Origin of the sequence: Desulfovibrio porci (genome assembly GCF_009696265.1) — a bacterium.
Classification (GTDB): Bacteria; Desulfobacterota; Desulfovibrionia; order Desulfovibrionales; family Desulfovibrionaceae; genus Desulfovibrio; species Desulfovibrio porci.
In genome coordinates, this window is record NZ_VUMH01000017.1 from 1 (window position 1) to 22,552 (window position 22,552).

20 protein-coding genes and 1 tRNA gene are annotated in these 22,552 nt (G+C 62.4%); 10 read left to right on the plus strand and 11 right to left on the minus strand.

The window, feature by feature from the left end:
* Window positions 1–284: 284 nt before the first annotated feature.
* Both FYJ44_RS12925 and FYJ44_RS12930 read right to left on the minus strand, forming a co-directional pair.
* On the minus strand, window positions 285–761 hold the full coding sequence (locus tag FYJ44_RS12925; RefSeq protein WP_154512818.1) for a chemotaxis protein CheW: 477 nt from the start codon (window positions 759–761) through the stop codon (window positions 285–287).
* Window positions 762–1,016: 255 nt separating this feature from the next.
* Window positions 1,017–2,882, minus strand: coding sequence for a protein-disulfide reductase DsbD family protein (locus FYJ44_RS12930; protein ID WP_229772707.1), 1,866 nt, complete (start codon window positions 2,880–2,882; stop codon window positions 1,017–1,019).
* A 181-nt stretch (window positions 2,883–3,063) separates the two neighbouring features.
* Between FYJ44_RS12930 and FYJ44_RS12935 the strand changes: the two genes are divergently transcribed.
* Window positions 3,064–3,139 (plus strand) — tRNA-Lys (locus FYJ44_RS12935).
* A gap of 228 nt (window positions 3,140–3,367) precedes the next feature.
* On the opposite strand, the gene hslU is transcribed toward FYJ44_RS12935, so the two are convergent.
* Window positions 3,368–4,681: an ATP-dependent protease ATPase subunit HslU gene (gene hslU / locus FYJ44_RS12940; protein WP_154512824.1), complete on the minus strand. Its 1,314-nt coding sequence runs from the start codon at window positions 4,679–4,681 to the stop codon at window positions 3,368–3,370.
* Between the two features lie 130 nt (window positions 4,682–4,811).
* On the opposite strand from hslU, the gene FYJ44_RS12945 reads away from it, so the two are divergent.
* On the plus strand, window positions 4,812–5,111 hold the full coding sequence (locus FYJ44_RS12945) for a hypothetical protein (RefSeq protein WP_229772708.1): 300 nt from the start codon (window positions 4,812–4,814) through the stop codon (window positions 5,109–5,111).
* A gap of 78 nt (window positions 5,112–5,189) precedes the next feature.
* Here the strand turns inward: FYJ44_RS12945 and FYJ44_RS12950 are convergent, their stop codons facing one another.
* From FYJ44_RS12950 to ybgF, 4 genes are all read right to left on the minus strand, one after another.
* On the minus strand, window positions 5,190–6,107 hold the full coding sequence (locus tag FYJ44_RS12950) for a manganese-dependent inorganic pyrophosphatase (protein ID WP_154512830.1): 918 nt from the start codon (window positions 6,105–6,107) through the stop codon (window positions 5,190–5,192).
* A 189-nt stretch (window positions 6,108–6,296) separates the two neighbouring features.
* Window positions 6,297–7,328 (minus strand): tyrosine recombinase XerC, encoded by a 1,032-nt coding sequence (locus FYJ44_RS12955; protein WP_154512833.1) that lies wholly within the window; start codon window positions 7,326–7,328, stop codon window positions 6,297–6,299.
* Entirely contained in the window at window positions 7,325–8,635 is a 1,311-nt protein-coding gene (gene dprA, locus FYJ44_RS12960; RefSeq protein ID WP_154512836.1) for a DNA-processing protein DprA, read from the minus strand. The genes FYJ44_RS12955 and dprA overlap by 4 nt, the downstream gene beginning before the upstream one ends.
* Window positions 8,636–8,655: 20 nt before the next feature.
* Entirely contained in the window at window positions 8,656–9,894 is a 1,239-nt protein-coding gene (ybgF, locus tag FYJ44_RS12965; RefSeq protein ID WP_154512839.1) for a tol-pal system protein YbgF, read from the minus strand.
* Window positions 9,895–10,091: 197 nt separating this feature from the next.
* On the opposite strand from ybgF, the gene FYJ44_RS12970 reads away from it, so the two are divergent.
* Window positions 10,092–11,036, plus strand: a complete 945-nt coding sequence (locus FYJ44_RS12970; RefSeq protein ID WP_154512841.1) for a hypothetical protein — start codon at window positions 10,092–10,094, stop codon at window positions 11,034–11,036.
* A gap of 27 nt (window positions 11,037–11,063) precedes the next feature.
* Here FYJ44_RS12970 and FYJ44_RS12975 read toward each other — a convergent pair whose 3' ends face one another.
* Window positions 11,064–12,338, minus strand: a complete 1,275-nt coding sequence (locus FYJ44_RS12975; protein WP_154512843.1) for a CgeB family protein — start codon at window positions 12,336–12,338, stop codon at window positions 11,064–11,066.
* Window positions 12,338–13,627, minus strand: coding sequence for a glycosyltransferase family 9 protein (locus FYJ44_RS12980; RefSeq protein ID WP_154512845.1), 1,290 nt, complete (start codon window positions 13,625–13,627; stop codon window positions 12,338–12,340). The genes FYJ44_RS12975 and FYJ44_RS12980 overlap by 1 nt, the downstream gene beginning before the upstream one ends.
* 150 nt (window positions 13,628–13,777) lie before the next feature.
* Between FYJ44_RS12980 and FYJ44_RS12985 the strand changes: the two genes are divergently transcribed.
* From FYJ44_RS12985 to FYJ44_RS13015, 7 genes are all read left to right on the plus strand, one after another.
* On the plus strand, window positions 13,778–14,482 hold the full coding sequence (locus tag FYJ44_RS12985; RefSeq protein WP_154512847.1) for a precorrin-2 dehydrogenase/sirohydrochlorin ferrochelatase family protein: 705 nt from the start codon (window positions 13,778–13,780) through the stop codon (window positions 14,480–14,482).
* On the plus strand, window positions 14,469–15,296 hold the full coding sequence (gene ccsA, locus FYJ44_RS12990) for a cytochrome c biogenesis protein CcsA (RefSeq protein ID WP_154512849.1): 828 nt from the start codon (window positions 14,469–14,471) through the stop codon (window positions 15,294–15,296). The genes FYJ44_RS12985 and ccsA overlap by 14 nt, the downstream gene beginning before the upstream one ends.
* A gap of 12 nt (window positions 15,297–15,308) precedes the next feature.
* Window positions 15,309–16,601, plus strand: coding sequence for a glutamyl-tRNA reductase (gene hemA, locus FYJ44_RS12995; protein WP_154512851.1), 1,293 nt, complete (start codon window positions 15,309–15,311; stop codon window positions 16,599–16,601).
* Window positions 16,601–16,936: a hypothetical protein gene (locus FYJ44_RS13000; RefSeq protein WP_154512853.1), complete on the plus strand. Its 336-nt coding sequence runs from the start codon at window positions 16,601–16,603 to the stop codon at window positions 16,934–16,936. Before hemA ends, FYJ44_RS13000 begins: the two co-directional genes overlap by 1 nt.
* A 14-nt stretch (window positions 16,937–16,950) precedes the next feature.
* Complete coding sequence (tilS, locus tag FYJ44_RS13005) at window positions 16,951–18,075, plus strand: tRNA lysidine(34) synthetase TilS (protein WP_154512855.1); 1,125 nt, start codon at window positions 16,951–16,953, stop codon at window positions 18,073–18,075.
* A complete protein-coding gene (locus FYJ44_RS13010) occupies window positions 18,072–18,830 on the plus strand; it encodes a glycoside hydrolase family 25 protein (protein ID WP_154512857.1) in 759 nt (252 codons plus the stop codon). The genes tilS and FYJ44_RS13010 overlap by 4 nt, the downstream gene beginning before the upstream one ends.
* 69 nt (window positions 18,831–18,899) lie before the next feature.
* Window positions 18,900–19,730, plus strand: coding sequence for a glycosyltransferase family 8 protein (locus FYJ44_RS13015; RefSeq protein WP_154512859.1), 831 nt, complete (start codon window positions 18,900–18,902; stop codon window positions 19,728–19,730).
* A gap of 23 nt (window positions 19,731–19,753) precedes the next feature.
* Here the strand turns inward: FYJ44_RS13015 and dxs are convergent, their stop codons facing one another.
* Both dxs and FYJ44_RS13025 read right to left on the minus strand, forming a co-directional pair.
* Window positions 19,754–21,655 carry a 1-deoxy-D-xylulose-5-phosphate synthase gene (gene dxs / locus FYJ44_RS13020; protein ID WP_154512861.1) on the minus strand — a complete coding sequence of 634 codons (1,902 nt, stop codon included), beginning with the start codon at window positions 21,653–21,655 and terminating at the stop codon, window positions 19,754–19,756.
* Window position 21,656: 1 nt separating this feature from the next.
* The gene (locus tag FYJ44_RS13025) at window positions 21,657–22,550 is read right to left on the minus strand and encodes a polyprenyl synthetase family protein (RefSeq protein WP_154512863.1); all 894 of its coding nucleotides are present in this window, start codon (window positions 22,548–22,550) and stop codon (window positions 21,657–21,659) included.
* Window positions 22,551–22,552 lie beyond the last annotated feature (2 nt).

Here is a 22,552-nt window from a genome sequence, read left to right on the forward strand (position 1 = left end):
TCGACCGCGTGCAGTCAATTTGGCATTCTTATGGCTGTTCACCCTGTCCTCGGCTCGGTTTACTGTTGTCTGTCAACTCCAGCTTTACCGGCTTGAGGCAGGGTGAACAACCTATTGGAACATTACATCTAGAAAGCGTTTTTTGCGCTCTGTGATTTTTTCAATGCGCATATCCCTCCCTGGCGGAATCCGCCGCGCCAACACGCGACAGGCGGACAGACCCGAAGTCTGTCCGCCTGTCTTATCATGCGCGCACAGCAAAAAGCGGCGCACGGTAAATGTTGTTACATGGTGCTCAGCATGTCCATGTCTTCGCTGGAAAGCAGCTTGTCCAGATCCAACATGATCAGCAGACGGTCCTGCAATTTGCCGACGCCGCTGATATAATCGGAATCCACTCCGGCCACGACGGGCGGCGGCGGTTCCACCGTGCTGGCGGGTATGCGCAGAACCTCCGAAACGGCGTCCACCACAAAACCCACAATAATATTGTTGATCTCAATCACGATGATGCGGGTGTTTTTATCATGAGCCTTGGGCACAAGGCCGAAACGACGCCGCAGATCAATGATCGGGATCACCTTGCCGCGCAGATTGATGACGCCTTCCACAAATTCCGGCGCGCGGGGAACCTTGGTAATCTCCATGGTGCGGATGATTTCCTGCACCTTCAGGATATTTACCCCGAATTCCTCTTCACCGATGCTGAACGTCACCAGCTGCAGGAGTTCATCATCCTGTTTTTTCTGACTTGGATCCATATCCGCTCCCTTGTCGCAAGTATCGTCAAGCTGGTTAACAACCCCACCGGAACAGCACGACGCTCTGCTCCTCTGCGCCCGCTCTCCGGCCCGGCGACGGCAAGAGGTGCCGCACGGCCTGCGAGTCATGTCCGGACAGACTTATTTATTGCACATTATGCCTTATCGTCACTTCCGTAAAGCTCACTAGGGCAGAATGTAAAAAAATGCGGCGCGGCAGTCCAGCCGCATCCCGCTTGCCCCCGTCCGGGAGGATTAACCGCCCGCAAAGACTTCATTCATGGCTTTTGTCAGGCTCTGCACGCCGTAGACATCACGCAGCACCAGGGGCGAGGAGGCATTGTCGCCCGCCGGGAACAGCGCCGTCAGCGGAATGCTTTTACTGCCCAGGGCTTCCAGCAGACGCACGGCGTAGGCATTGGCATTGGTCAGATCCACGCGCACGAGGTCCATGCCGTAGCGGGCCTGCCAGGCGCGCAGGCGTTCGTCGGTGAGCACCGTGGCTTCCATAAATTTGCAGTTGGGGCACCAGTCGGCGGTGAATTCCAGCAGCATGGGCTTCTTGCCCAGCTGAGCCGTGAAATACTCCGGACTGAAGTCGCGCCACTGCGGCAGCGGCGCCACGGGACGCAGCACCCAGACAATGGCCGCCAGCAAGAGCACGCAACCCGCGACGCCTGCCACCCTGCGGCGCAACAGCGGGGCGGAGATGTCGCAGAACCGCCCCCAGAGCCAGGCGCACAGCGAAACCAGCAGCAGCACACTGAGGACATGCATGTGTTTTTCCACCGGCAGGATGGAGAGCAGATAGAGCGCCGTGCCCAGCAGAAAGAAGCCCACCACGCGTTCAAAGACGTGCATCCAAGGCCCGGGCCGGGGCAAAATCCGCGCCATATCCGGCCAGATGCAGAACAGCAGGTACGGCAGGGCCATACCCAGCCCCACTGCCCAGAACACCACCATAAGGATCAGCAGGGGCTGGGTGAATGCCCAGCCCAGCACGCCGCCCAGCAGCGGCCCGCTGCACGGCGTGGCCAGAAAGGTGGAAACAAGCCCGGTCAGGTAAGATTGTAATCGGGGATTCTTGGTGTTTTCGCCGGGCTTCAGGTCAATCACCGGCAAGGTGAAGACCCCCAGCATGGACAGGCCCATGAGAAAGACAATCAACAGCATGACCAGCAAAACGCCCTGATTCTGGTAGAGCTGCCCCCACATCAGGTCCGCCAGACCCAGCACAAGCGCAAGGCCGGTGAACAGGGTCATAACGCCGCCCGCGAAACAGAGATTGTGTTCGCGGAAACGCCGGAGGTTATTTTTGCCGTCGCTGCCGCCCATCAGCAGCAGACCGCTGATCTTGAAGGTGAGCACCGGCAGCACGCAGGGCATGGCGTTGAGCAGCAGCCCGGCCAGAATGCCCACCAGCAGCGCCTTGCCCAGACTGGAAATTTCCAGTGAGGCATCGGCATAGCGCGGGGTCAGTTGTACCTCAAATTCCTCCGGCGGCGGCAGAATCCCGCTTCGTCCCTGACCGGCGAGCCGAGCGGTGGGGACGCCCGTCTGAGCGCCGGACGCGGGCGCGCCCAATGACGGGGCCAGACGCCCTGCCTCCTTGGAAAGCGTAAGCGGAGAGGCGGCGGGGGCTTCCTGTACGCCAGCCAAGACGGGTTGCGTATTTTGCAGCTTGCGCCACTGCCCGGACCAAGGGGTCTGCCCCACCGGGGAGGGAGCTTCCGGCACCACGCCGGTAAAACTCTGATTGACGGGCAGACAATTGCGGTTGGAGCAAAGCAGCAGGCTCAGAGCCGCGGTAAAGGGTTTGCCCGCAGCCTGCTCCGGCAGGGCCGTGAACAGCACCACCTCGCCTTCATAGACGAAGACCGTGGCCTCAGGGTCATAAAAATCGCGCTGCATGGCCCCGGCGGGATACCAGACCGGCAGCATCTGTCCGCCCTCCAGGGCGAAATCCAGCACTGTGGGCCGACCGGCGTCCCCCGCTTCATGCGCATAGGCATGATAGTCCGGGGGGAGGCTCAGGCGCACGGCCGCGACAATGTTGTCGCCGTCACGGGCGAAGTCCAGCTGTACGGGCACATCCTCAGCCCAGGCCCGGACAGCGGACAAAGAAAAGCTTCCTGCCGCGACAGCCAGGCACAGCACGCAGATCAGTATAAATTTTTTGTATAACATGATGATTTTTTTATATATTAGTTTATCATTCAAAGCCAGCACCCGCTTTTTGCAAAAATTTTGCAAAAATGTTTGACAAACAGGGCACATACGCGTAAACTCTTTTTCACGCCACGGGTCATTAGCTCAATTGGTAGAGCAGCTGACTCTTAATCAGTTGGTTCGGGGTTCGAGTCCCTGATGGCCCACCAGAGAAAATACGGGTTTACGGTTTACGCCGTAAACCCTTTTTCTTTTCCGGCGTTGGGCTGTTCCGGAGGCGAACGGCGCATGTCGCGCAATACTCTATCCGTTCGCCGACGCCAAGTCCAGACACCGCCATTTCCCGGACAGGCACAGAAAAACCCGGCCTGTTGAGGGCCGGGTTATGGTTGAAAACGGGATAGTGGCTGCCGCCTGAACACCTGACCGCGCCGCCGCTACAGAATATACTGACTCAGATCCTGATCCTTGCGCACATCCTGCAAATGTTCGCAGACGTACTCCCTGTTGACGACGATCTGCGCGCCGGGCATGTCCGGCGCGTCAAAGGAAATGTCGGCCAGGATTTTTTCCATGATGGTATACAGACGGCGCGCGCCGATATTTTCCGTGCGGGAATTGGTGTCCTCGGCAAAAGCCGCCACTTCCTCCAGGCCATCCCTGGTGAAGCTGAGGCGTATCTGCTCCGTGCCCAGCAAGGCTTCATACTGCTTGGTCAGGGCGTTGTCCGGTTCGGTGAGGATACGCAGAAATTCCTCCTTGCCCAGGGGCTGCAATTCCACCCGCAGGGGGAAGCGCCCCTGCAATTCGGGAATCATATCCGAGGGCTTGCTGAAGTGGAACGCGCCTGCGGCGATGAACAGAATATGGTCCGTGCGGACCATGCCGTACTTGGTATTCACCGAGCTGCCTTCCACAATGGGCAGCAGATCCCGCTGCACGCCTTCGCGGGAAATGTCCGAGGTGCGGTTCTGCGAACTGCTGGCGATCTTGTCGATCTCGTCAATAAAGATGATGCCGCTCTGCTCCACCCGCTCCTTGGCCCGCTCGGTCAGAGCCTCCTGATCCACCAGTTTGCCCGACTCCTCCTGCACCAGCACATTGAAGGCGTCGCGGATTTTCATCTTGCGGCGGCTGCGGCGCGGCGGGAAGGCTTTGCTGAACATGTCCTTGACTTGGCCGCCCATCTGCTCCATGCCGGGGATGGCGAAAATGTCGATGCCCTGACCCCCCTGTTCGGTCACTTCCATTTCCACTTCCCGCTGGTCAAGAAAGCCCAGGCGGAACTGCTGAAGCAGCTTTTCACGCGTGGAGTTGCGCTCTTCCTGACCAAAGGAATGGGGCAGCAACAAGTCCATCAGACGCGACTCGGCTGCGGCCTCTGCGGCCTTGCGCACACGGGCGTTTTCCTCCTCTCGCACGAGATTGATGCCGATTTCCATAAGGTCGCGCACCATGGACTCCACATCGCGGCCCACATAGCCCACCTCCGTGAACTTGGTGGCCTCCACCTTGATGAAGGGCGCGCCGGACAGCTTGGCCAGACGGCGGGCGATTTCAGTTTTTCCCACGCCGGTGGGACCCATCATAATGATGTTCTTGGGGGCCACTTCGTCACGCAGCTCCGGCGAAAGGTGTTGCCGCCGCCAGCGGTTGCGCACGGCCACGGCCACCATGCGCTTGGCCTGTTCCTGGCCCACCACGAATTTGTCCAGTTCCGCCACGATCTCACGGGGTGTCAAGGTGCTCATCAAGTGCTCCTGCTGAAAATATGCGTATTGGCAAAATATAGGCATTCCCCGCGATCTGACAATGGCGCGGCGGCCGATTGCCCAGACAAAATTTTGCGCATAAGCTGCTGCAATGGATGCAAGTCCCATTATGCGCATTGCGCACACCATTCAGGACGCGGCTCAGTCCGCCGGGCCGGCCGGGGAAGAGGCAAGCCGGGCCGCAACGATTTTGCTGACCGATCCTCTGCCGCTCTGGCTCTTCCCCGCGCTTTTTCTGGGCGGCCTGCTGTTGCAGGCGGTGGCGCTTTTTCTGCATCGCCGCCTGTGGCTGGCGGCGGGCGCGGGCCTTGTGCTGGCCGCGGCCGCGGTGGACAGGGACCTCACCCTGGCTGTGGGACAAACGCTGGCCTTCATCGGGCTGTTATTGTACGGCAGGCGAAAATCCTGACGCCTTGCCCCGCATCTCGCGCCAGAACGCAAAAACCCCGGCATGATGCCGGGGTTTTTGCGTTCTCAACAGATCAGCTTACTTGAAGGCTTTTTCAAAATTGGGCACAACCTGCTTTTTGCGGCTCATGACGCCGGGCAACCACACGGAACTGCCTTCGGCCTTCACGCCAAAGGCTTTTTCCACCACGCCGGGATCGTCGGAAACGATCAGCATTTCCGAACCTTCCTTCATGATGTCCGTGAGCAGCAGGAACACGCTGTGACGGCCTTCGCCCTTCACCTTGGCGATTTCATCCTGCAGACCGGCCTTGACCTTGTCCAGAATGGAAAGGTCCACCACTTCCAGCTGGCCGATGCCCACCTTGTTGCCGTTCATGTCGAAATCTTTGTAATCGCGGAAGACCAGATCGTGCATGGAAGTGCCTTCCACAGCACTCTTGACCTTGAACATTTCCATGCCCAACGCCGTCACATCGCTCACACCGGCGATTTTCGCCAGGGCTTCCACGGCTTTTTTGTCGGCTTCAGTACAGGTCGGGGATTTGAAGATGACCGTGTCGGAAAGAATGGCGCAGAGCAGGCCGCCGGCGATGTTCTTGGGGATCTCCACGCCGTAGAAGTCATACATGTTCTTGAGCACGGTGCCGGTGCAGCCCACGGGCCAGATCCAGGCTTCCAGCGGGGAGGAGGTGGTCACGTCGCCCAGCTTGTGGTGGTCAACGATGCCCAGCACCGTGGCGGAATCCATGCCCTGAGGGGCCTGGGCCAGATCGGAGTAGTCCACCAGATACAGGCTCTTCCCGGCCACATCGCTGACGACCTGAGGAGCGCTGAGACCGAACTTTTTCAGCACGAATTCGGTTTCAGGGGTCGGCGCGCCCTGGGCGGCCGGGGTGACGTCAAAACCGCGTTTGCTGTACAGATCAGCGGCGGCGATGGCGGCAACGATGCTGTCGGTATCGGGATTCATGTGACCAAGAACTAATGCGGACATGACAGTCTCTCCTTCCGGTAGGTTCTTTTGTATGATGCGGCCCCAGATGCACCGCTTTGTACTCTTTAGCACAAAGTCCGGACCATGCCAAGGCCTTTACCGTAAATTTCCCGGCCCCGCCAGGGTGAAAACCGCACTGAGGCCGGAATCGCCTGAAAAAAATACGGAAAAAAATCTCTTGTGATTTTTTTACTTTTTTCCGGAGCGCGGATGGGCCTGATCATAGGCGCGGATCAGATGCTCCAGGCTGACCTGGGTATAGCGCTGGGTGGTGGTCAGCCGCCGGTGGCCCAGCAATTCCTGTACGCTGCGCAGGTCCGCTCCCGCGGCCAGCAAGTGAGTGGCGAAGGAGTGACGAAGACTGTGCGGCGACACCGTAAAATCCAGACCGGCCCGGCGGCAGAGCCCGGCTATAATCCGGGCCGCCTCGCGCCGGTTCAGCCGCGCGCCGCGCGCGCCCACAAAGAGCGCCTGTTCCTCGGGCAAGGCCACATAGGAACGCTCATCCAGCCAGGCGGACAAGGCCGCACAGGAGGTGTCGGACAGCGGAGCCAGGCGTTCGCGCGAACCTTTGCCCATGACCCGCAGCACCCGTGAATGCACCTGCACGTCATCCAGATCCAGCCCCAGGGCTTCGGAAATGCGCAGCCCCGAACCGTACAGCAGTTCGGCCAGGGCCAGATCCCGGCAGAGCAGGCGCGCGGCGTGGGCCTCGGACGGCGGCGCGGCTTTGGGCGCGTCCAGCAGGGCAAAGGTTTCATCCACATTGAGAGCGCGCGGGTGGTGTTTTTCCTGGCGTGGGTTGCGCACCTGCGCCGCCACGTTTTCGCTGATCCTGCCGCCGCGCAGCAGAAAACGGAAAAAAGAACGCACGGCGGCCAACTTGCGGGCCATGGAACTTTTCGCCTCGCCCCGACGGAAGAGCCAGGCCAAAAAGGCTTGAATATGCCTGCGGCTCACCTCGCGCGGCCGTGCCAGATCAACGCCCTGTTCACGCAAAAAGGCGGCCAGTTGGGCCAGATCCGTGCCGTAGGCCTTTTGGGTGGCTTCCGAGGCTCCTTTCTGCACCGCCAGCCAAGCCAGAAAAGCGCCGATCAACAGCCCGGCCTTATCCGCTTTACCCGCGTTACTTATGTTGTCCGCGCCGCTTGCGCCACGCGCGATGCCCGGCTGTTCCGTCTCTCTCACTTTGGGCGCATCCCCTTTCCTGCCGCCGCTCATGCCGGAACCTCATACCGCGCGCCGGGCAGACGCCTGACCTGCGCCAGCATTTCCAGGCCGATGAGCAGGGCGTTGAGCTCATACACCGGCATATCCAGCGCGGACGCCAGAGCGTCGGCCTGCATGGGCCCCTGCGCGCGCAGGCAATGCAACAATCGCTCCCTGCGATCAGCCGGGGCCAGGGATTCGGCTTCGGCGCACGCACGTTCGGCGGGGAGCGGCAATACGGCGGAATTTTCCTTAAGGCATTGCCCGGAAACTTTTGGCTGTTCCGCTTGTTCTTCCCGCGTCGTCGGCACAGGCAGGCTCAAGGCTTTTTCCGCCTCCGGCAGACTGGCCTCACTGATGCCGAAAGGCCGCAACTGTTCGGCCAGATCGCGCAACACATCCTCGGCGCTGAACACGGGACGCGCGCCCTGGCGCACCAGTTCCTGACAGCCCAGACAATGGGAATCCAAAGCGGGGCCGGGCACGGCGTAGACATCGCGATTCTGCTCCAGGGCCAGACGGGCGGTGATCAGGCTGCCGGAACGGCTGGCCGCCTCCACCACGAGGACACCCAAGGCAAGGCCGCTGATGATCCGGTTGCGGATGGGAAAATGTTCTGCCAGTGGCGGCGCGCCGGGCGGAAATTCCGAAAGCAGCAGGCCTCGCTCCGCCATGGCGTGGAAAAGCTTTTCCCCGGAACGGGGGTAAATCTGGTCGATGCCCGTGCCCAGAACGCCGATGCTGCGCCCCACGCGGGCCAACGCGGCCTCGTGCGCCACTCTGTCGATGCCCTGAGCCATGCCGGAAACAACGGCAATGCCGCAGGCTGCGAGGCAGCGCGCCATATAGGCGGCCACGGCCAGCCCCTGGTTCGTGGCCCGGCGTGACCCCACGATAGCGAAGGCAGGCGAATGCAGCAGAGAAAGATCGCCCCGGCAGTACAGCAGTACAGGAGCATCGGACAGTTCGCGCAGACGTTGAGGATAACAAGGGCTTGTCCAGAGCAGAATCCCCGCATTCAGACGGCGGGCCTGATCCCATTCCGTCCGCGCGGTGACCCTCCAGGAACCGGTGGACATTTCCGCAGCCTGACGCCGGTTCAAACCGGCATCAGACCAGTGCTGCCGGGCCTGCAAGGCCTGATAGGCGGAACCGAAGGCGCGCAACAGACGGGCGCAGGAGCGTGCTCCCAGCCCACGGCAGTGCCGCAGGGCCAGAGCGGCCCAGTATTCCGTGCGGGCGGCCTCATCCATGTCCGCCCATGTGGGGATGCCGTCCGTTTTCGGTGCGGCTGAAGTAACGTCTGCTCCGGCGGGCATGTTTTCCCCTGTCCGCATAGTCAGCGGGCCAGCCCCCGCGAACGGGCCAGACGCGCCGCCTCGGAATTGGGGAAATCGGCCAGCAAGGTTTTGTATTTCTGGGCCGCGCCCGGCTTGTCGCCCAGACGGCTCAAGCACATCCCGGCCTTGAGCAGGGCGTCGGCATTCTTATGATGACGCGGATAGGAGGCATTGACGGCCTGAAAATGCGTCAGCGCCTCCTTGTAGTTGCCCTGGGCGTAGAAACATTCGCCGATCCAGTATTCTGCGTTGGCCGCGTAACGGCCCTGCGGATACTGCTGCAAAAACTCTCTAAAGCGACTGACGCCCTCAGCGGACCGTCCTGAAAGCGCAACTTTGAGGGCCGCCTTGTATGCGGATTCCTCTCCCTTGGTTCCCGCAACGGGCCTGGAGGGGGCGGCGGACTGATTTTGCGTTGCCGCCGGAGCAGGCGCGGCATTTGCCGACGGCGTAGTCGAAGTGGCTGGAGTTGCGGGAGCGCCCACGGGCGGCAAGCCGGGGTGTTCCGGCGGCAAGGCCAGGCCGGAAGGCGGCAGCGCGGGCACCGGCACGGATGCGGTGCCGGACGGCGTCGATTCAACAACGCCCTTGTCGCCGGAAGACGCCGCCGGAACAGGGTTGGCCGCCGAAGCTGACGGAATGTCGGCGGGTGGCAGGGCCAGACCGCCCGTGGCGGGAGCGGCGGCCGTCAACTGGCCGGAAGGTCCGGCCACGGTTTCGGGACGCCCCACCTGGCCGGAGGGACCAGCGGGTTTTTCCTTGCTTTTTTCTGCGTTGGAAGCGGGCGTGCCCACGGGAAAAGACGCGGGCGGCGCGGCGGGATCAATCATTTTGGCCGAAGCCACCGCCGGAGCGCCTTGTGCGACGGGCGGCATTTTCTCGCCGCCCCGGCCGTTGCCCGGCGCAGCGGCGGCTTGCGCCGGAGGCGAAGGAACCGGCTGATTCGCGCTCTGAACTGCCGTCGGCGCGGGTTGCGGGGGGATGATGGGCACAACGGTCATTCCGGTTTTATGGCCGTTGCGGGTGCGCACTTCATAGACGCGGTTGTTAAGCAGCGCTACCTGGCTGTTCAGCGCGGTCACGCTGTTTTCCAGATTGCGCAGGCGCTGGTCCGTTTCGCGCAGAACCCGCTGATTTGTCTCGGCGGTGGCTTCCACCTTCCGCATCTGTCCGGTGGACGCGCAGCCGCCGACCGCCAGAACAAGGCAGGTCGCCGGAATCACAAAAACTTTTTTCATACCGTTCTCCCGCCCTTTTTCTGCCCCAAGCCGCTTTACATTTCAAGAAGTCTTGCGGCTGCCGCGTTTTTCAGGCAAGTACAGGCCTGTACAACGCCCGGTGAGCATAGCGCATGCTCCCCGGACAGCGCAAGATTGCAAGGAGTCAGCATGAACACGCCCGATCCGGCCCTTTCTCAGACACAAGGCGGCGCGCTATGAACGCCATCCATGAATTTCTGCTCGTCAATCCGCTGTTGCAGACGGGTCTTGATATCATCAGCGTGACTATCCCGCTGGCCGCGTTGCTGGCCTTCGCCGGTATGGGCTTCATGTCCGGCACGGCCCGCATCCTGTCCCTCACGCGCCGGCGTTCCTCATACGACAAGTGCGCCCGCCAGCTTGCCCTGCTCGGCCTGATTCTGGGCTGGCTGCTGCTGATCGGCGGACGGGTCTGGATTTTCTTTACCCAGGCCGGCTACACGCCCGATTCCCTGCCCAGCTTTCTGGTGGAGATGAGCTGGATACTGCTGAGCTTGGCCGTGCTGATCAGCAGCCTCTACTACACGCTCTGGAAAGCATTGAAGAACATGCCCGTCCTGCACGTGACCCTGGGCATGCTCAGCGGCGTGCAAGGCTGCGTGGCCGTTGTGGCCACACTGGCCGCCGCGCGTTTTCTCGCCGCCTTCGCCCATCCCGACGCGGCCGCCATGACGCTTGCCGATATCTTTCCCGCCGCCTGGAGCGCGCCGCTCTGGAGCGCCCTCTGCTACACCCTGCCGCTGATCCTGGCCATGCCCGCCGCGTTCGGCGCGCTCTGGCTGCTCCTGCGGCGCAAGCACGACGATTTCGGCCGGGACCACTACAATACCATGATTCCCTGGTGCGCGGGCTGGGCCCGCAACGCCTGGTGCCTGCTCTGGCTGCTGCTGCTCGTTTCCAGCGGCCTGCAAATCTGGCTGCACTGGCAGGACGGCGTTTTCAGCGCGCAGGACGCCATTGTCGAAAGCTCACGCCTGCTGCTCTGGCTGATTCCCGTGCTGCTCTGGACCATGGTGCGCCGCAGCGCCATCGCCCTGCGCCACAAGCTGACCCTGCTGGCCGCGCTGCTCATCGCCGTGGGCTTCATGCTGCCCTACTATTTGGAGGCCACGAGCATATAGGGGCGGCCGTCCCACGCTCTGCCGGAATTATTTTTTCAGATACTGGCCGCGCCATTCGTCCAGAAAAAGCAGACTGGTTTCCAGTTCGCTCAGCGCGCCACTCTGTTCCCGCAAATGGGCCAGCACGTCGTCAAACGAGGCGTGCGGCCCCAATCCCAGCTTTTGCGTCAGCTGCGCCAGCTCTTCCCGCAACTGCGGATCAAGCTCCGGCGGCGCGTCCCGCGCGGCCTCGTCCTTGTGCGGCCAGGACCCCAGTTCCGTCTCCAGGTAGTTCAGCAAGGCGGCCATGCGCCGCTCATAGGTGTGGTCGCGCAACGTGCGTTCCCGGGCACGCCGGGCGAAGGCCTCGCGTTCCTCGGGATGGGCCAGAAAATAGTCGATCCCGGCGTAAAATTCATTCATGGATGTGAAGGTAGCCAGTTCATCAGGCGCGAAAAGCTCACCCAGCAAACCGCGCTGGTCCACCAGTTGAAAGGCCCCCATGGCGGCCAGTTCAAAGGTGCGCGGATTGACGAAATCCCCGTGGCTGACCAGATCCCCCCTCTGCAAACTGGAGTGCAGATTGAGATTCACCTTGGCGGCATTGTAGATTTTGACGCTTTCCTCTTCGCTGATGCGCGCCCCCTGACGCTGAATGTTCCCGCTCAGCAGGCTCTCGCCTTCCCAGTCCGAACCCCATATCTTGAAATCCCGTCCGGCCAGAGGCCGAAAGGCCAGACGCCGGTTGGGATAGCCCGCGCCCAGAAAGGCAATGTCCGATCCGTATTCCTTTTGCTCGGTCGGACTCAGTTCCAGGGCTTTGTGAAATTCCGGCAGGGCCGCCAAGGGCAGATACAGAGCGCGTGTCTGGCCGATTTGAGCCAGTTCCGACAGAAAGGGCTCTTTCTGGATGACCGCGAATGCGTCATACAACGGCGCGTAGGTCCGCCAGTAGCTGAATATCCGGTAGTCCTCCACAAACCACATGGCCGTGCGCACCCCGGCGCGCCGCAAGCGCTGCAGGAGGCTCCGGCTCATGGGAGCCTGGGCCAGCGCCAGCACAAGGTGAGGCTCCAGCGACTGGACATGGGCCCAGACAGCCTGAGACACCACCTGGAAAAAGGCGTTTTCCAACGGTATGGTCTGCGCGGGCGTCAGCCCCAGTCCCTTGAGGCCGGTAAAGGCCGGATAGAGCATGGGGGCTTCAAAAAGCCGCACCGTATGCCCCAACGCGCGCAGGGCCGCGGCGCAATATCGGCCTATGGGCAGCGAACCGCCGTACATGGGCAGAATCACCAGAATACGCAGGGGCGTGGCGGGCATCAGCAATACCTCCCGGGCGGCAGCATCCAATCCGCGTCATGACACAACCATTCGCGCAAGGCGGCCTGTTCCGCCGGATCAGTCGGTTCCGGCGATCCCGTCCGTCCGGCGGCGTCCGCCTCGCCGTTTTCCGGCAGATGCAGAAATTCCGCCAGCAGCGCGCGTGTAAAAGCCCGTTGCGGGGCGTGGGCATCGCGGCCGCCGTCCAGGCGAAGCACGCCGCCCAGGGCGTCCAGATCGCTGCGCCAGAATTGCAGACCGTCCGGCAATTCGGCCCTGATCCGCGCTTCGGGCCGCACGGCCGACGCCAATGAGCGCAGCAGTTCCTTGCCTTGCAGGGCTTCCAGGCAGGCGACCCGATGAGGACAGGGAGCGGATTCCAGACAGGGCGCGCAGGAGCGCGAAGCCTGCCAGACCGCGTGCCCCCGGCCATACGGGCCGGTTTCATGGCACCAGGCCGAGGAAAGAAAAAAAGCCAGCACCGGCACGCCCAGATGGGCGGCCAGATGCATGATGCCCGTGTCCGGCGTGAGCAGCGCGTCAAGGCCCTCCACCGCGTGAATCAAGCCGGGCCAGTCCGTTTTGCCGCTGAGATCTTCAACCTTTCCCTGAACTTTGGCGGGCAAAAGACGTTGCAGTTTGTGCGCGACGGGCTGCTCCGCCCCGGAACCCAGCAAGCGCACCTTGGGGCCGTCCAACAGGCCGAAAAGTGTTTGCAGTATTGAGGCCAGCAAAGGCAGGGGCAGGGAACGGCGGGATTCACGCCCCGCCAGCACCACGCCCAAGCCCTGGCCGCCGGGCCGGGCCGATGGATTGACCCGTTCCGCCGCCAGCGGCGACGAGGCGAAATGTCCCCAGAAATCCACCAGATTCAGCGGAGAGAAAACCCGCCTCTCGCTCAGACGGAAAGTCAGCCGCGCCCAGGCCGAACGCGTGATACCGCCCTGCGGGGTTCGCGCGGGGCGGTAGCCCATGACGATCTCCGGCTCGAACAGGCGGCAGACGGCAGCGGTGACAGGGGAAAAATTGCAGTTGTAGACGGCCTGGAAGTCCATCTCCCGCCATTGGCGGAAGACAGCTCTGTTTTCAGCCAGAGCGGCGGCCCCCGGCTGACCGTGCAGGCGCAGTCCGTGGACCTCCGCGCCGGGATAGAGCAGGCGCGCCAGAGCCGCAAGGCCAACGTCCACGCCCAAGTGCACCCGGCCCCGCTCCTGCAATGTCCGGATCAGGCGCTTGCTCTGCACCAGATCGCCGAAGCGGGCCGCCTGTAAGACCAGAAATGCCGCCATCACCTGTCCTTGAAATCTACTGTACCAATCTGGATTTAGCCCATTCACCCGCCTGAGGCAAGCAAAGGCCTTTGCAAAAACAGGCCCGGTCCTGTAGGCTGAAAGCCGACGCACCCGCCGCGTCCAACCTTGCAACAAAAGTCGAAACAGATGTCATCCGCCGCGCTGCGCCCCCCCTTATATCCCCTCTTCCTTTCGCTGGAAGGACGCCGCTGTCTGGTAGCGGGCCTGGGAGGCGTTGGCCGACGCAAGCTGGCCGGTTTGCTGGCCTGTGGTCCGGCCTCGGTGCTGGCGCTGGATACGTTGCGGGCGGAGGATTTACCCGCCGAGGCCGCCGCGCTGCTCGCGGATCCGCGCGTTTGTTTTGAATGCCGCTCCTGCGCCCCCGCTGACGTGCGGGACCGCGCCCTGGTTTTCGCGGCCACCGGCAGCGCCGAGGAAAACGCCCGTATCGCCGCTCTGTGCCGTGAGGCGGGCGTCTTGTGCAATTGCGCCAGCGCGCCCGAGCTGGGCGCGTTCAGCGTGCCCGCCGTGACCCGGCGGGACGGACTCGCGGCGGCCTTGTCCACCGGCGGAGCCAGTCCAGCTCTGGCCCGGCGCTGGCGGCGCGAACTGGAGGACTGGCTGGCCCCTCGCGCCCGCATGGCCCGGCTGATGGGCCGCCTGCGTCCCCTGGTTCTTGCCTTGCACGCCGAGACAGGGCAGAATACACAACTGTTCCGCTCATTGGCGGCGTCGCCCCTGCAGTCCTGGCTGGCCGAGGGCGATCTTGAGAGTTGCCGCCAGTGGCTTCTGGCGGAGCTGCCCTCGGTTTTGCACGTTCACATAGCGGAGTTGCTTGATGATCTCGCCTGAAGCCTCAACGCTGATGACATTGAGTTTGTATGCCCTGGCCAGCGTGGCCGGACTGGCGGGGATGACAATGCGCAGCCCGCTCTGGCGCCGTATGGGCTGCTGGCTGGCCCTGGCGGGTTTTGCCTGCCAGACCCTGATGCTGGCGCTGGGCTTTCACAAAGCCCTGCCCGGCGGCCTGAGCCTGGGCGCGTATCTGCAAATGCTGGCCTGGTTCGTGCTGCTCTGCGGCCTGGCCGTGTGGCTCAAGCTGCGGCAGGAGGCGGCCCTGCTGTTCGCCGCGCCGCTGGCTTTGATGCTTTTCGCCATGTCCGCCCCCTATCTCAGCGCTCTGGTACAGGTGCCGCCCTCGCTCAAAGCGCCCTTCTACGCCCTGCACATCGGCGCGTTGTTCCTGAGCCTGGGCTTGCTGACCCTCTCGTTTGCGGCGGGCGCGCTTTTTCTTTTTCTGGAAGGACGGATCAAGAGCAAGCAGCGCATGAAAGGCTTCTGGCAGGACATGCCCGCCCTTTCCATGCTGGATAGAATCAATGCCTTCACCACCCTGACGGCTTTTCCGCTCTACACGCTGGGTATCGTGGCCGGGTTGATCTGGGCCAAACCCGTGTTCGGCGCCACGGTCACCGGCGACCCCAAGGAAGTCATCAGCATTGTGGTCTGGCTGCTGTTCGCCGTGCTCTTCCACAACCGGCTGGCGAACGGCTGGAAAGGCCGCAAACCGGCACAATTGGCTGTTTTCATTTTTCTTCTCTGTCTGTTTTCAATCCTTGTGGTGAACACCTTCATGGAGACGCACCACGCTTTCATCCGGAGCTGACCTGGGATTGCCATGGACTGTGATATCTTTCTTGTCGGCCTCAATCACCGCACGGCGGGTGTGGACGTGCGCGAACGTTTCGCCCTGGTCAACCACTGCGACGAGGAACACTGGGCGCTGCCCTGTGTCGGCGCGGTGAGCGAGGCCATGATTCTTTCCACCTGTAATCGCGTGGAACTGCTGGCCGCCGGTACGGGCGACGTGTCCGGCCAGGTGCTGGACTGCTGGGCGAAGGCGCGCGGGGCGCAGGCCGACGAACTCAGGCCCTACGTCTACATCCACAAAAATCTGGAAGCCGTGCGACATCTCTTTTCCGTGGCCTCCAGCCTGGATTCCATGGTGCTGGGCGAACCCCAGATCCTGGGCCAGTTGAAGACCGCCTACCGTAAGGCCGTGGACAGTCACGCCACGGGCGTGATTCTCAACCGCCTGCTACACAAGGCCTTTTCCGTAGCCAAACGGGTCCGTACCGAAACGGCCGTGGCCTCCAGCGCGGTTTCCATCAGTTACGCGGCGGTGGAGCTGGCCAAACGAATCTTTGGGGACATGCACTCCCACAAGGCCCTGCTGGTGGGCGCGGGTGAAATGGCGGAACTGGCTGCCACGCATCTTTTACAGGCCGGCATCGACGAAATTCTGGTGGCCAACCGCACCCTGGTGCGGGGTCAGGAACTGGCCGAGCAGTTCCACGGCCGGGCAATCCCCTTTGAACAGCTGGCCGGGCACCTCACGGAAGTGGACATTATCATCACCTCCACCGGTTCGCCGGAACCCATCATCCGCGCTCGGGACATCCGGACCGTACTCAAGGCGCGCAAGAACCGCCCCATGTTCTTCATCGACATCGCCGTGCCCCGTGATATCGACCCGGACGTCAACGGCCTGGACAATGTCTATCTTTACGACATTGACGATCTTAAAGAAGTAGTTGAAGAAAATCTGGCCAACCGCCGGGACGAGGCCGCCAAAGCCGCGGAAATCGTCGACGAGGAAGTGGAATTTTTCGCCCACTGGCTCAGCAGCCTCGACGCCCAGCCCACCATTGTGGAACTGATCCAGCGCGGCGAGCGCGCGGCTCAGGAGGAACTGGCCCGGACCCTGAAGCATCTGGGGCCCCTGGACGAACAGAGCCGCGCGGCGCTGGAAACCATGGTCAGCGCGTTGGTGCGCAAGCTGAACCATGACCCCATCATGTTTCTCAAGGGCGGCGGCATGTCCCGTGAGGGCGGCGCGGCGCGCATCAGCATGGTGCGGCGGATATTCAACCTGGACAAAACCATCTGTAGCTGTAGCGGGAAAAACTGATGCGCTGGTATGCCGTTGACGATCTCAGCGCCGAGGAGACGGCGCGACTGGCTCAGGCCCTGCGGGATATGGAATTCAGCTCCGGCATGAACGGCCTCTACTGGCTGCCCGTGCCCGAAGCCATGCTCTCGCCGGTGCAGCGCGAGCACGCGGCCGACTGCGGTCCCTATGCGCTGGGGCTGGAACTGGAAGAACACAGTCTGCGCCTGGAACTGCTGGTAAGGGCGCGGGGGCGTCTGCGCTGCGATTGCGTGCGCTACGCAGGACCGGAACTGCGCGCCCATATGATCGCCTATCTGGATCAGCTGCTGACTGACCTGCAGATTGCCGGTTAGCCTTCATCCTTCACATGAACTCTTTGCCGGATCTGCGCAGCCTGTCTCCGGTCTCGGCCCGGATGTGCCTTGCGGTGGAACGTTTCTGCCTGCACCGTCTGGCCTTGCCGCATGGCATGCGGCTGGTGCTGGCGCTTTCCGGCGGGGCCGACTCCACGGCGCTGGCCTGCATTCTGCATATTCTTTCTCCCCGTCTGGAGCTCGAACTCTTTGCTCTGACCCTAGATCACGGGCTGCGGCCCGAAGCCGAAGCGGATGCCCGTTGGACGCAGGCGTTCTGCGCGTGGCTGGGCATACCCTGCGCGCGCCGCCGCGTTGATGTGACCGGACTGGCCGCCGCCAAAGGCTGGGGACTGGAAGAAGCCGGACGCCACACGCGTTACGCCTTGCTGGAAGAGGAGCGCCGGGCGCAAAAGGCGAATTTTGTGGTTCTGGGGCACCATGCCGGGGACTTGAGCGAGGACGTGCTGCTGCGCCTGGCGCGCGGCACGGGCTGGCCCGCTCTGGGCGGCATGGCGGCCCGCGACGACGCCCGTCGCCTGTTGCGCCCCCTGCTCTTCACCAAACCTCAGGATCTCAGGGATCTGCTGACTGAATGCGGCGTCTCCTGGCGGGAGGACGCCAGTAACGCCAGCCTGAACTTCATGCGCAACCGCCTGCGCCACACGGTGCTGCCTCTGCTGCGCAGGGAAAATCCGGCTCTGGACAGAGGCATGGCCGCGCTCTGGCAGTTGGCCCAGTGCGACGCGGACTACTGGGAAACGCTTCTGGCCGAAGCGCTGGCCGCGCATCCCTGGCATGAGGAAAGCCAAGACGGGCTTCCCGCTCTGCTTCTGCCGCGTGAGTTGCTGGCCGGACTGCACCCGGCGGCCCGGCTGCGACTGTATCTCAAGGCCGTGCGCCTTCTGGTCCGGCAGAACACGGGTCAAACAGGCGAACGCAGTCAGGCCCGGGCGCACACGCTGCTGGAACTGGACGCGGCATTACGCGAAGGGCGCGGCAATACCCGCTTTCAATTGCCCGGCGGCATTGAGGCCCGCCTCAAAAGCGGCGCGGTGCGCTTTGTCCGGACAATGGGCTTGGAGAAACGGACTGTAACAGCTGCGCGCGGGCAGACATCCGGTGGGCAAACCCCATGAACGTCATACATAAAAAACGCATCAGGCTTTTTTCAGTTTTTCTTGCCGCTGCCGCGTTGCTTATGGCTTTTCTTCTCTATACCGGCGTAATTCTCTTTAACAATCCGTCACGGGAGATATATCCCGTGCGGGGCGTTGACGTATCGCATCATCAGGGTAAAATCGACTGGGATACTCTTGCGCGGCAGGATATACAATTTGCGTATATCAAGGCAACGGAAGGCAGCAATTTCAAGGATAAAAATTTTCAGGAAAACTTTTTCAGCGCTTCCAGGGCAGGCCTTCGCGTTGGCGCGTACCACTTTTTCAGTTATGACAGCAGCGGCGAGTCACAATATATGAATTTTATTTCAGTTGTGCCGCTACAGCAAGGAATGCTGCCGCCTGTGGTCGATATTGAATTTTATGGCGCCAAAAAGGAACATCCGCCGGACAGGCAACAAACAAAAAAGGAATTGCGAATCCTGCTGCGGCGACTGGAGGGGCACTACGGGACCAAAGCACTCATCTACACCACAGACAAAGCATATCGGCTCTATATTGCTGATGATTTCTACGACAACGACATCTGGATACGTAGCGTTTTTACCGAGCCGGCGCTGACCGACAAGCGCCGCTGGAAATTCTGGCAGTATACGAACAGGGAAAAACTGGCCGGGTATCAGGGAAGAGAAGAATATATTGATGTGAACGTGTTCGCCGGAACAGAGCGGGAATTTGCCGCTTACCCCGAGCGGCCTTCAGCCATGCCGTAATGCGCTCCGCCGGGTGCGGCGAAGCATACAAGCCAATGGAAAATCATCCGTCGGACAGAGGAAGAGCGCATGATTCACATAGCCCTGGCCTTCCATGATAATGACGGCAATTACGCGCTGCACGCAGCCGCCACTCTGGTTTCCCTGTTCAGACGCACGGCAAGCCCGATCACGGCCCATATCCTGCATGACGCCGGCCTGAACGACACGGGCCGGGCACGGCTGGCGGCCGTGGCAGAACACTTCGGCCAAGGCCTGCGTCTTCATGCGGTCCCGGAACTCCCTCCGGCATCGGCCGCCGACCTGCCGCCGCAGTTCGGGCCGGGTTCGCTCTACCGCCTCCATCTGCCCGCCTTGGTGGACGAGGAGCAGGTTATTTACCTGGATTGCGATATCTGCTGTACGCTGGATATCAGGGAATTGTGGGAGCAAGCGGCTCAAGGCTGCGCCCCGTCCGGGGAAGCTCCGCTGCTTTCCTGTGTGCGCAACATGACGGACGGTCGAGCCGTGGAGAAAAAAGGCCTGAACCCAGCATGGTATTTCAACAGCGGCGTACTGGTCTTCCGTCCGCGACGACTGCGCGCAGTGTTCCCGGATCTGATGGCGGCCGTGCTGCGCCTTTTGCCCGAACTGCCCCGCCCCCTGCTTTTTCCGGATCAGGACGCGCTGAACGTCATATTCCGACGTCTTCCCCTGCACTGGCTGGATGAGCGCTTCAATTACCAGTTGCATGTGGCCGGGCGTTGGCTGCAGCCGCCGGACCTGCTTGAGGGCAAAGTGCTCCACTTTTGCGGGCATAAGCCCTGGTGCGAACCGCTCTTTCCTTCAGCTCTAGGGCATCTGGAAAACTACCGTTTTCTAAGGAGACTGTTGACCGCGCCCCGGTCCCCCGCCACTTGAAGCGACTCTCCTTTCGGAAACCTTCAGGCCTCACGGGCCAGTTCCAGAATCGCGCGGGCGATGCCCTGACTGCGCAGGCCCAGCATCTCGCGCAACTGCAATTGCTTGCCGTGCTCCACAAAGCTGTCCGGCAGGCCCAGACGCCGGATGCGCTGACCGCGCAGCAAGCCGTGGTCATTAAGAAATTCCAGCACCGCCGAGGAAAAGCCCCCGGCCAGCACGCCTTCCTCCACGATCAGCAGGCGGTCAAAACGCCGGGCCAGATCCGCCAGTTGTTCTTCCGGCAGGGGCTTGATCCAGACGGGATCAAAAACCAGCGGGCTGAAGCCCAGTTCCTTTTCCACCAGCGCGGCGGCCTCCAGGGCCGGATGCGCGCGGTTGCCCACGGCGATGACGGCGATCTTCTCGCCCTGGCGCAACACCTCGCCCACGCCCGGCGCAAGCAGGCGCGGTTCCCCGGCCAGCGGCACGCCGAAGCCCGCGCCGCGCGGATAGCGCAGGGCGTGGGGCCCGTCGCCGCTCAGGGCGGTTTTCAGGCAATGGCGCAACATATCCTCGTCGCGCGGCGCCAGCATGCGTATCTGCGGGATATGCCGCAGAAAGGCTATGTCAAAGGCTCCGTGGTGGGTGGCGCCGTCTTCGCCCACCAGACCGGCGCGGTCCACGCAGAAGGTCACCGGCAGATTCTGAAGACAGACGTCGTGGACCACCTGGTCATAGCCGCGCTGCAAAAAAGTGGAATAGATGGCCAGCGCGGGCCGGTAACCCTGACTGGCCAGACCTGCGGCAAAGGTCACCGCATGTTGCTCACAGATGCCCGTATCCACGAAACGGTCCGGAAAGCGCTCCCGGAAGCGGTTGGTGCCCGTGCCCTCGGGCATGGCCGCCGTGATGGCGATGATCCGCTCGTCTTTTTCCGCCAGTTCCAGCAGGGTATCGCTGAAAACGCGGGTAAAAGTGGGCAGCGAGGCCGAGGCCACGGGCAGGCCGGTTTCCGGCGTGAACAGCCCCACGCCGTGATACTGGGTGGGATTCTTTTCCGCCGGGGCATAGCCTTTGCCTTTGCGGGTGCGCACGTGCAGCAGCACGGGCCCGTCTTCCACTGCGGCGGCCATCTGCAGATGCCGCCGCAGTGCCGGAAGGTCATGCCCGTCCACCGGGCCGATATAGGTGAAGCGGAAGGCCTCGAAGAGCATACCCGGCGTGAAGAAGGATTTGAAGCTCCATTCGCCGCGCATGGCGTAAAGAGCCAGCTTTTGCCCGATGCGCGGGATGGAGCGCAGAAACTTGAGCACTTCCCGGCGGGTCTGGCGCACCCAGCGCCGCGACAGCGTGCGGCTGAGAAACAGGGACAACGCGCCCACATTGGACGAAATGGACATTTCATTGTCGTTGAGCACCACAATAAGCCGCCGCCCCATGTGCCCGGCCAGATTGAGCCCTTCGAAGGCCTCACCGGCGGTCAGCGAGCCGTCGCCGATAACGGCCAGCACATGGTGGTGCAGGCCGGAAAGATCCCGCGCCAGAGCCATGCCCAGCGCCGCTGAAATGGAGGTAGAGGAATGTCCGACACCGAAATGGTCATAGGGGCTTTCAGCCATGCGCGGAAAACCGGACAAACCGTCCAGAAGGCGGAGGGTGTGGAAGCGATCGGCCCGGCCCGTGAGCAGCTTGTGGGCGTAGGCCTGATGCCCCACGTCCCAGATCAGCTTGTCCTTGTCCAGATCAAAGGTGGAAAACAGGGCCAGCGTCAGCTCCACCACGCCCAGCGAAGGGGCCAGATGGCCGCCGTTGTGCGCCACCACCTCAATGATGCGCCGACGCAACTCTTCCGCCAGTTGGGCCAGTTCCGGGTCGGAAAGGTCCGCCACCTGCCCCGGACTGGTAATGCCGTCCAGAATGGGCGTCGCCGCCTTCTGTGTCATCTCAGGCCGCCCGGGTCACGGTGTAATCTGCCAGAGCCCGCAGGAACTCAGCCTCTTGCCCGGCAAAATCCGCCAGGGCCGCCCGGGCCGCATCGGCCTGGGCGCGGGCGAGTTCACGGCTTTTTTCAAGGCCCACCAGGGAAGGATAGGTATTCTTGCCCTGCTCCGCGTCGCTGCCGGCGGGTTTGCCCAGAGTGGCCGTGTCAGCCACCACGTCCAGAATGTCGTCGGCAATCTGAAATGCCACGCCCAAGGCCGAGCCGAAATCGCCGAGGGCGCGCAGCGCAACCTCCTCAGCCCCGGCCAGCAGGCCGCCGCATACGCAGGAGGCCCGCAGCAGCGCCCCGGTCTTCATGGCGTGCATGCCACGCAGTTCCTCAAGGCTGACCTGGGAGCGGCCGGTGTAAATCATGTCCCATTCCTGCCCGCCCACCATACCGGACGCGCCCGCAGCCAAGGCTAATTCGGCTACGGCCCGGAGCAGCACGTCCGCGGCCAGCGGCGCGCGGCACATGATCACAAAGGCGTCCGTCAGCAGACCGTCCCCGGCCAGAATGGCCGTGGCCTCGTCAAAAGCCTTGTGATTGGAAGGCTTGCCGCGCCTCAGATCGTCGTCATCCATGGCGGGCAGATCGTCGTGGATCAGGGAATAGGTGTGGATCATCTCAATGGCCGAGGCAAAGGGCAGGGCCTTGTGCGGCTCCAGGCCGCAGAGGGCCGCGCAACTCAGACAGAGCACAGGGCGCAGCCGCTTGCCCCCGGCCTGAAGGCTGTAGAGCATGGATTCCTTGAGACGCGACGGTATGGCGCGGCCATCCAGGCAGCCAGCCAGATAGGCTTCCACGTCCCGGCCCCGGCTTTTGAGCAGGGTTTTCATTTCTTCCACGGACATCATGG

Excerpts from the sequence above, each read along its gene's own strand:
- FYJ44_RS12985 (WP_154512847.1), top strand. The coding sequence starts at position 13,778 with ATGTCATCCGCCGCGCTGCGCCCCCCCTTATATCCCCTCTTCCTTTCG.
- dprA (WP_154512836.1), bottom strand. The coding sequence starts at position 8,635 with ATGCCCGCCGGAGCAGACGTTACTTCAGCCGCACCGAAAACGGACGGC.
- dxs (WP_154512861.1), bottom strand. The coding sequence starts at position 21,655 with ATGACACAGAAGGCGGCGACGCCCATTCTGGACGGCATTACCAGTCCG.
- hslU (WP_154512824.1), bottom strand. The coding sequence starts at position 4,681 with ATGAGCACCTTGACACCCCGTGAGATCGTGGCGGAACTGGACAAATTC.
- hemA (WP_154512851.1), top strand. The coding sequence starts at position 15,309 with ATGGACTGTGATATCTTTCTTGTCGGCCTCAATCACCGCACGGCGGGT.
- FYJ44_RS12945 (WP_229772708.1), top strand. The coding sequence starts at position 4,812 with ATGCGCATTGCGCACACCATTCAGGACGCGGCTCAGTCCGCCGGGCCG.
- FYJ44_RS12980 (WP_154512845.1), bottom strand. The coding sequence starts at position 13,627 with ATGGCGGCATTTCTGGTCTTACAGGCGGCCCGCTTCGGCGATCTGGTG.
- ybgF (WP_154512839.1), bottom strand. The coding sequence starts at position 9,894 with ATGAAAAAAGTTTTTGTGATTCCGGCGACCTGCCTTGTTCTGGCGGTC.
- FYJ44_RS13000 (WP_154512853.1), top strand. The coding sequence starts at position 16,601 with ATGCGCTGGTATGCCGTTGACGATCTCAGCGCCGAGGAGACGGCGCGA.
- FYJ44_RS12925 (WP_154512818.1), bottom strand. The coding sequence starts at position 761 with ATGGATCCAAGTCAGAAAAAACAGGATGATGAACTCCTGCAGCTGGTG.
- ccsA (WP_154512849.1), top strand. The coding sequence starts at position 14,469 with ATGATCTCGCCTGAAGCCTCAACGCTGATGACATTGAGTTTGTATGCC.
- FYJ44_RS12955 (WP_154512833.1), bottom strand. The coding sequence starts at position 7,328 with ATGAGCGGCGGCAGGAAAGGGGATGCGCCCAAAGTGAGAGAGACGGAA.
- FYJ44_RS13025 (WP_154512863.1), bottom strand. The coding sequence starts at position 22,550 with ATGATGTCCGTGGAAGAAATGAAAACCCTGCTCAAAAGCCGGGGCCGG.
- tilS (WP_154512855.1), top strand. The coding sequence starts at position 16,951 with ATGAACTCTTTGCCGGATCTGCGCAGCCTGTCTCCGGTCTCGGCCCGG.
- FYJ44_RS12975 (WP_154512843.1), bottom strand. The coding sequence starts at position 12,338 with ATGCCCGCCACGCCCCTGCGTATTCTGGTGATTCTGCCCATGTACGGC.
- FYJ44_RS13015 (WP_154512859.1), top strand. The coding sequence starts at position 18,900 with ATGATTCACATAGCCCTGGCCTTCCATGATAATGACGGCAATTACGCG.
- FYJ44_RS12950 (WP_154512830.1), bottom strand. The coding sequence starts at position 6,107 with ATGTCCGCATTAGTTCTTGGTCACATGAATCCCGATACCGACAGCATC.
- FYJ44_RS12970 (WP_154512841.1), top strand. The coding sequence starts at position 10,092 with ATGAACGCCATCCATGAATTTCTGCTCGTCAATCCGCTGTTGCAGACG.
- FYJ44_RS13010 (WP_154512857.1), top strand. The coding sequence starts at position 18,072 with ATGAACGTCATACATAAAAAACGCATCAGGCTTTTTTCAGTTTTTCTT.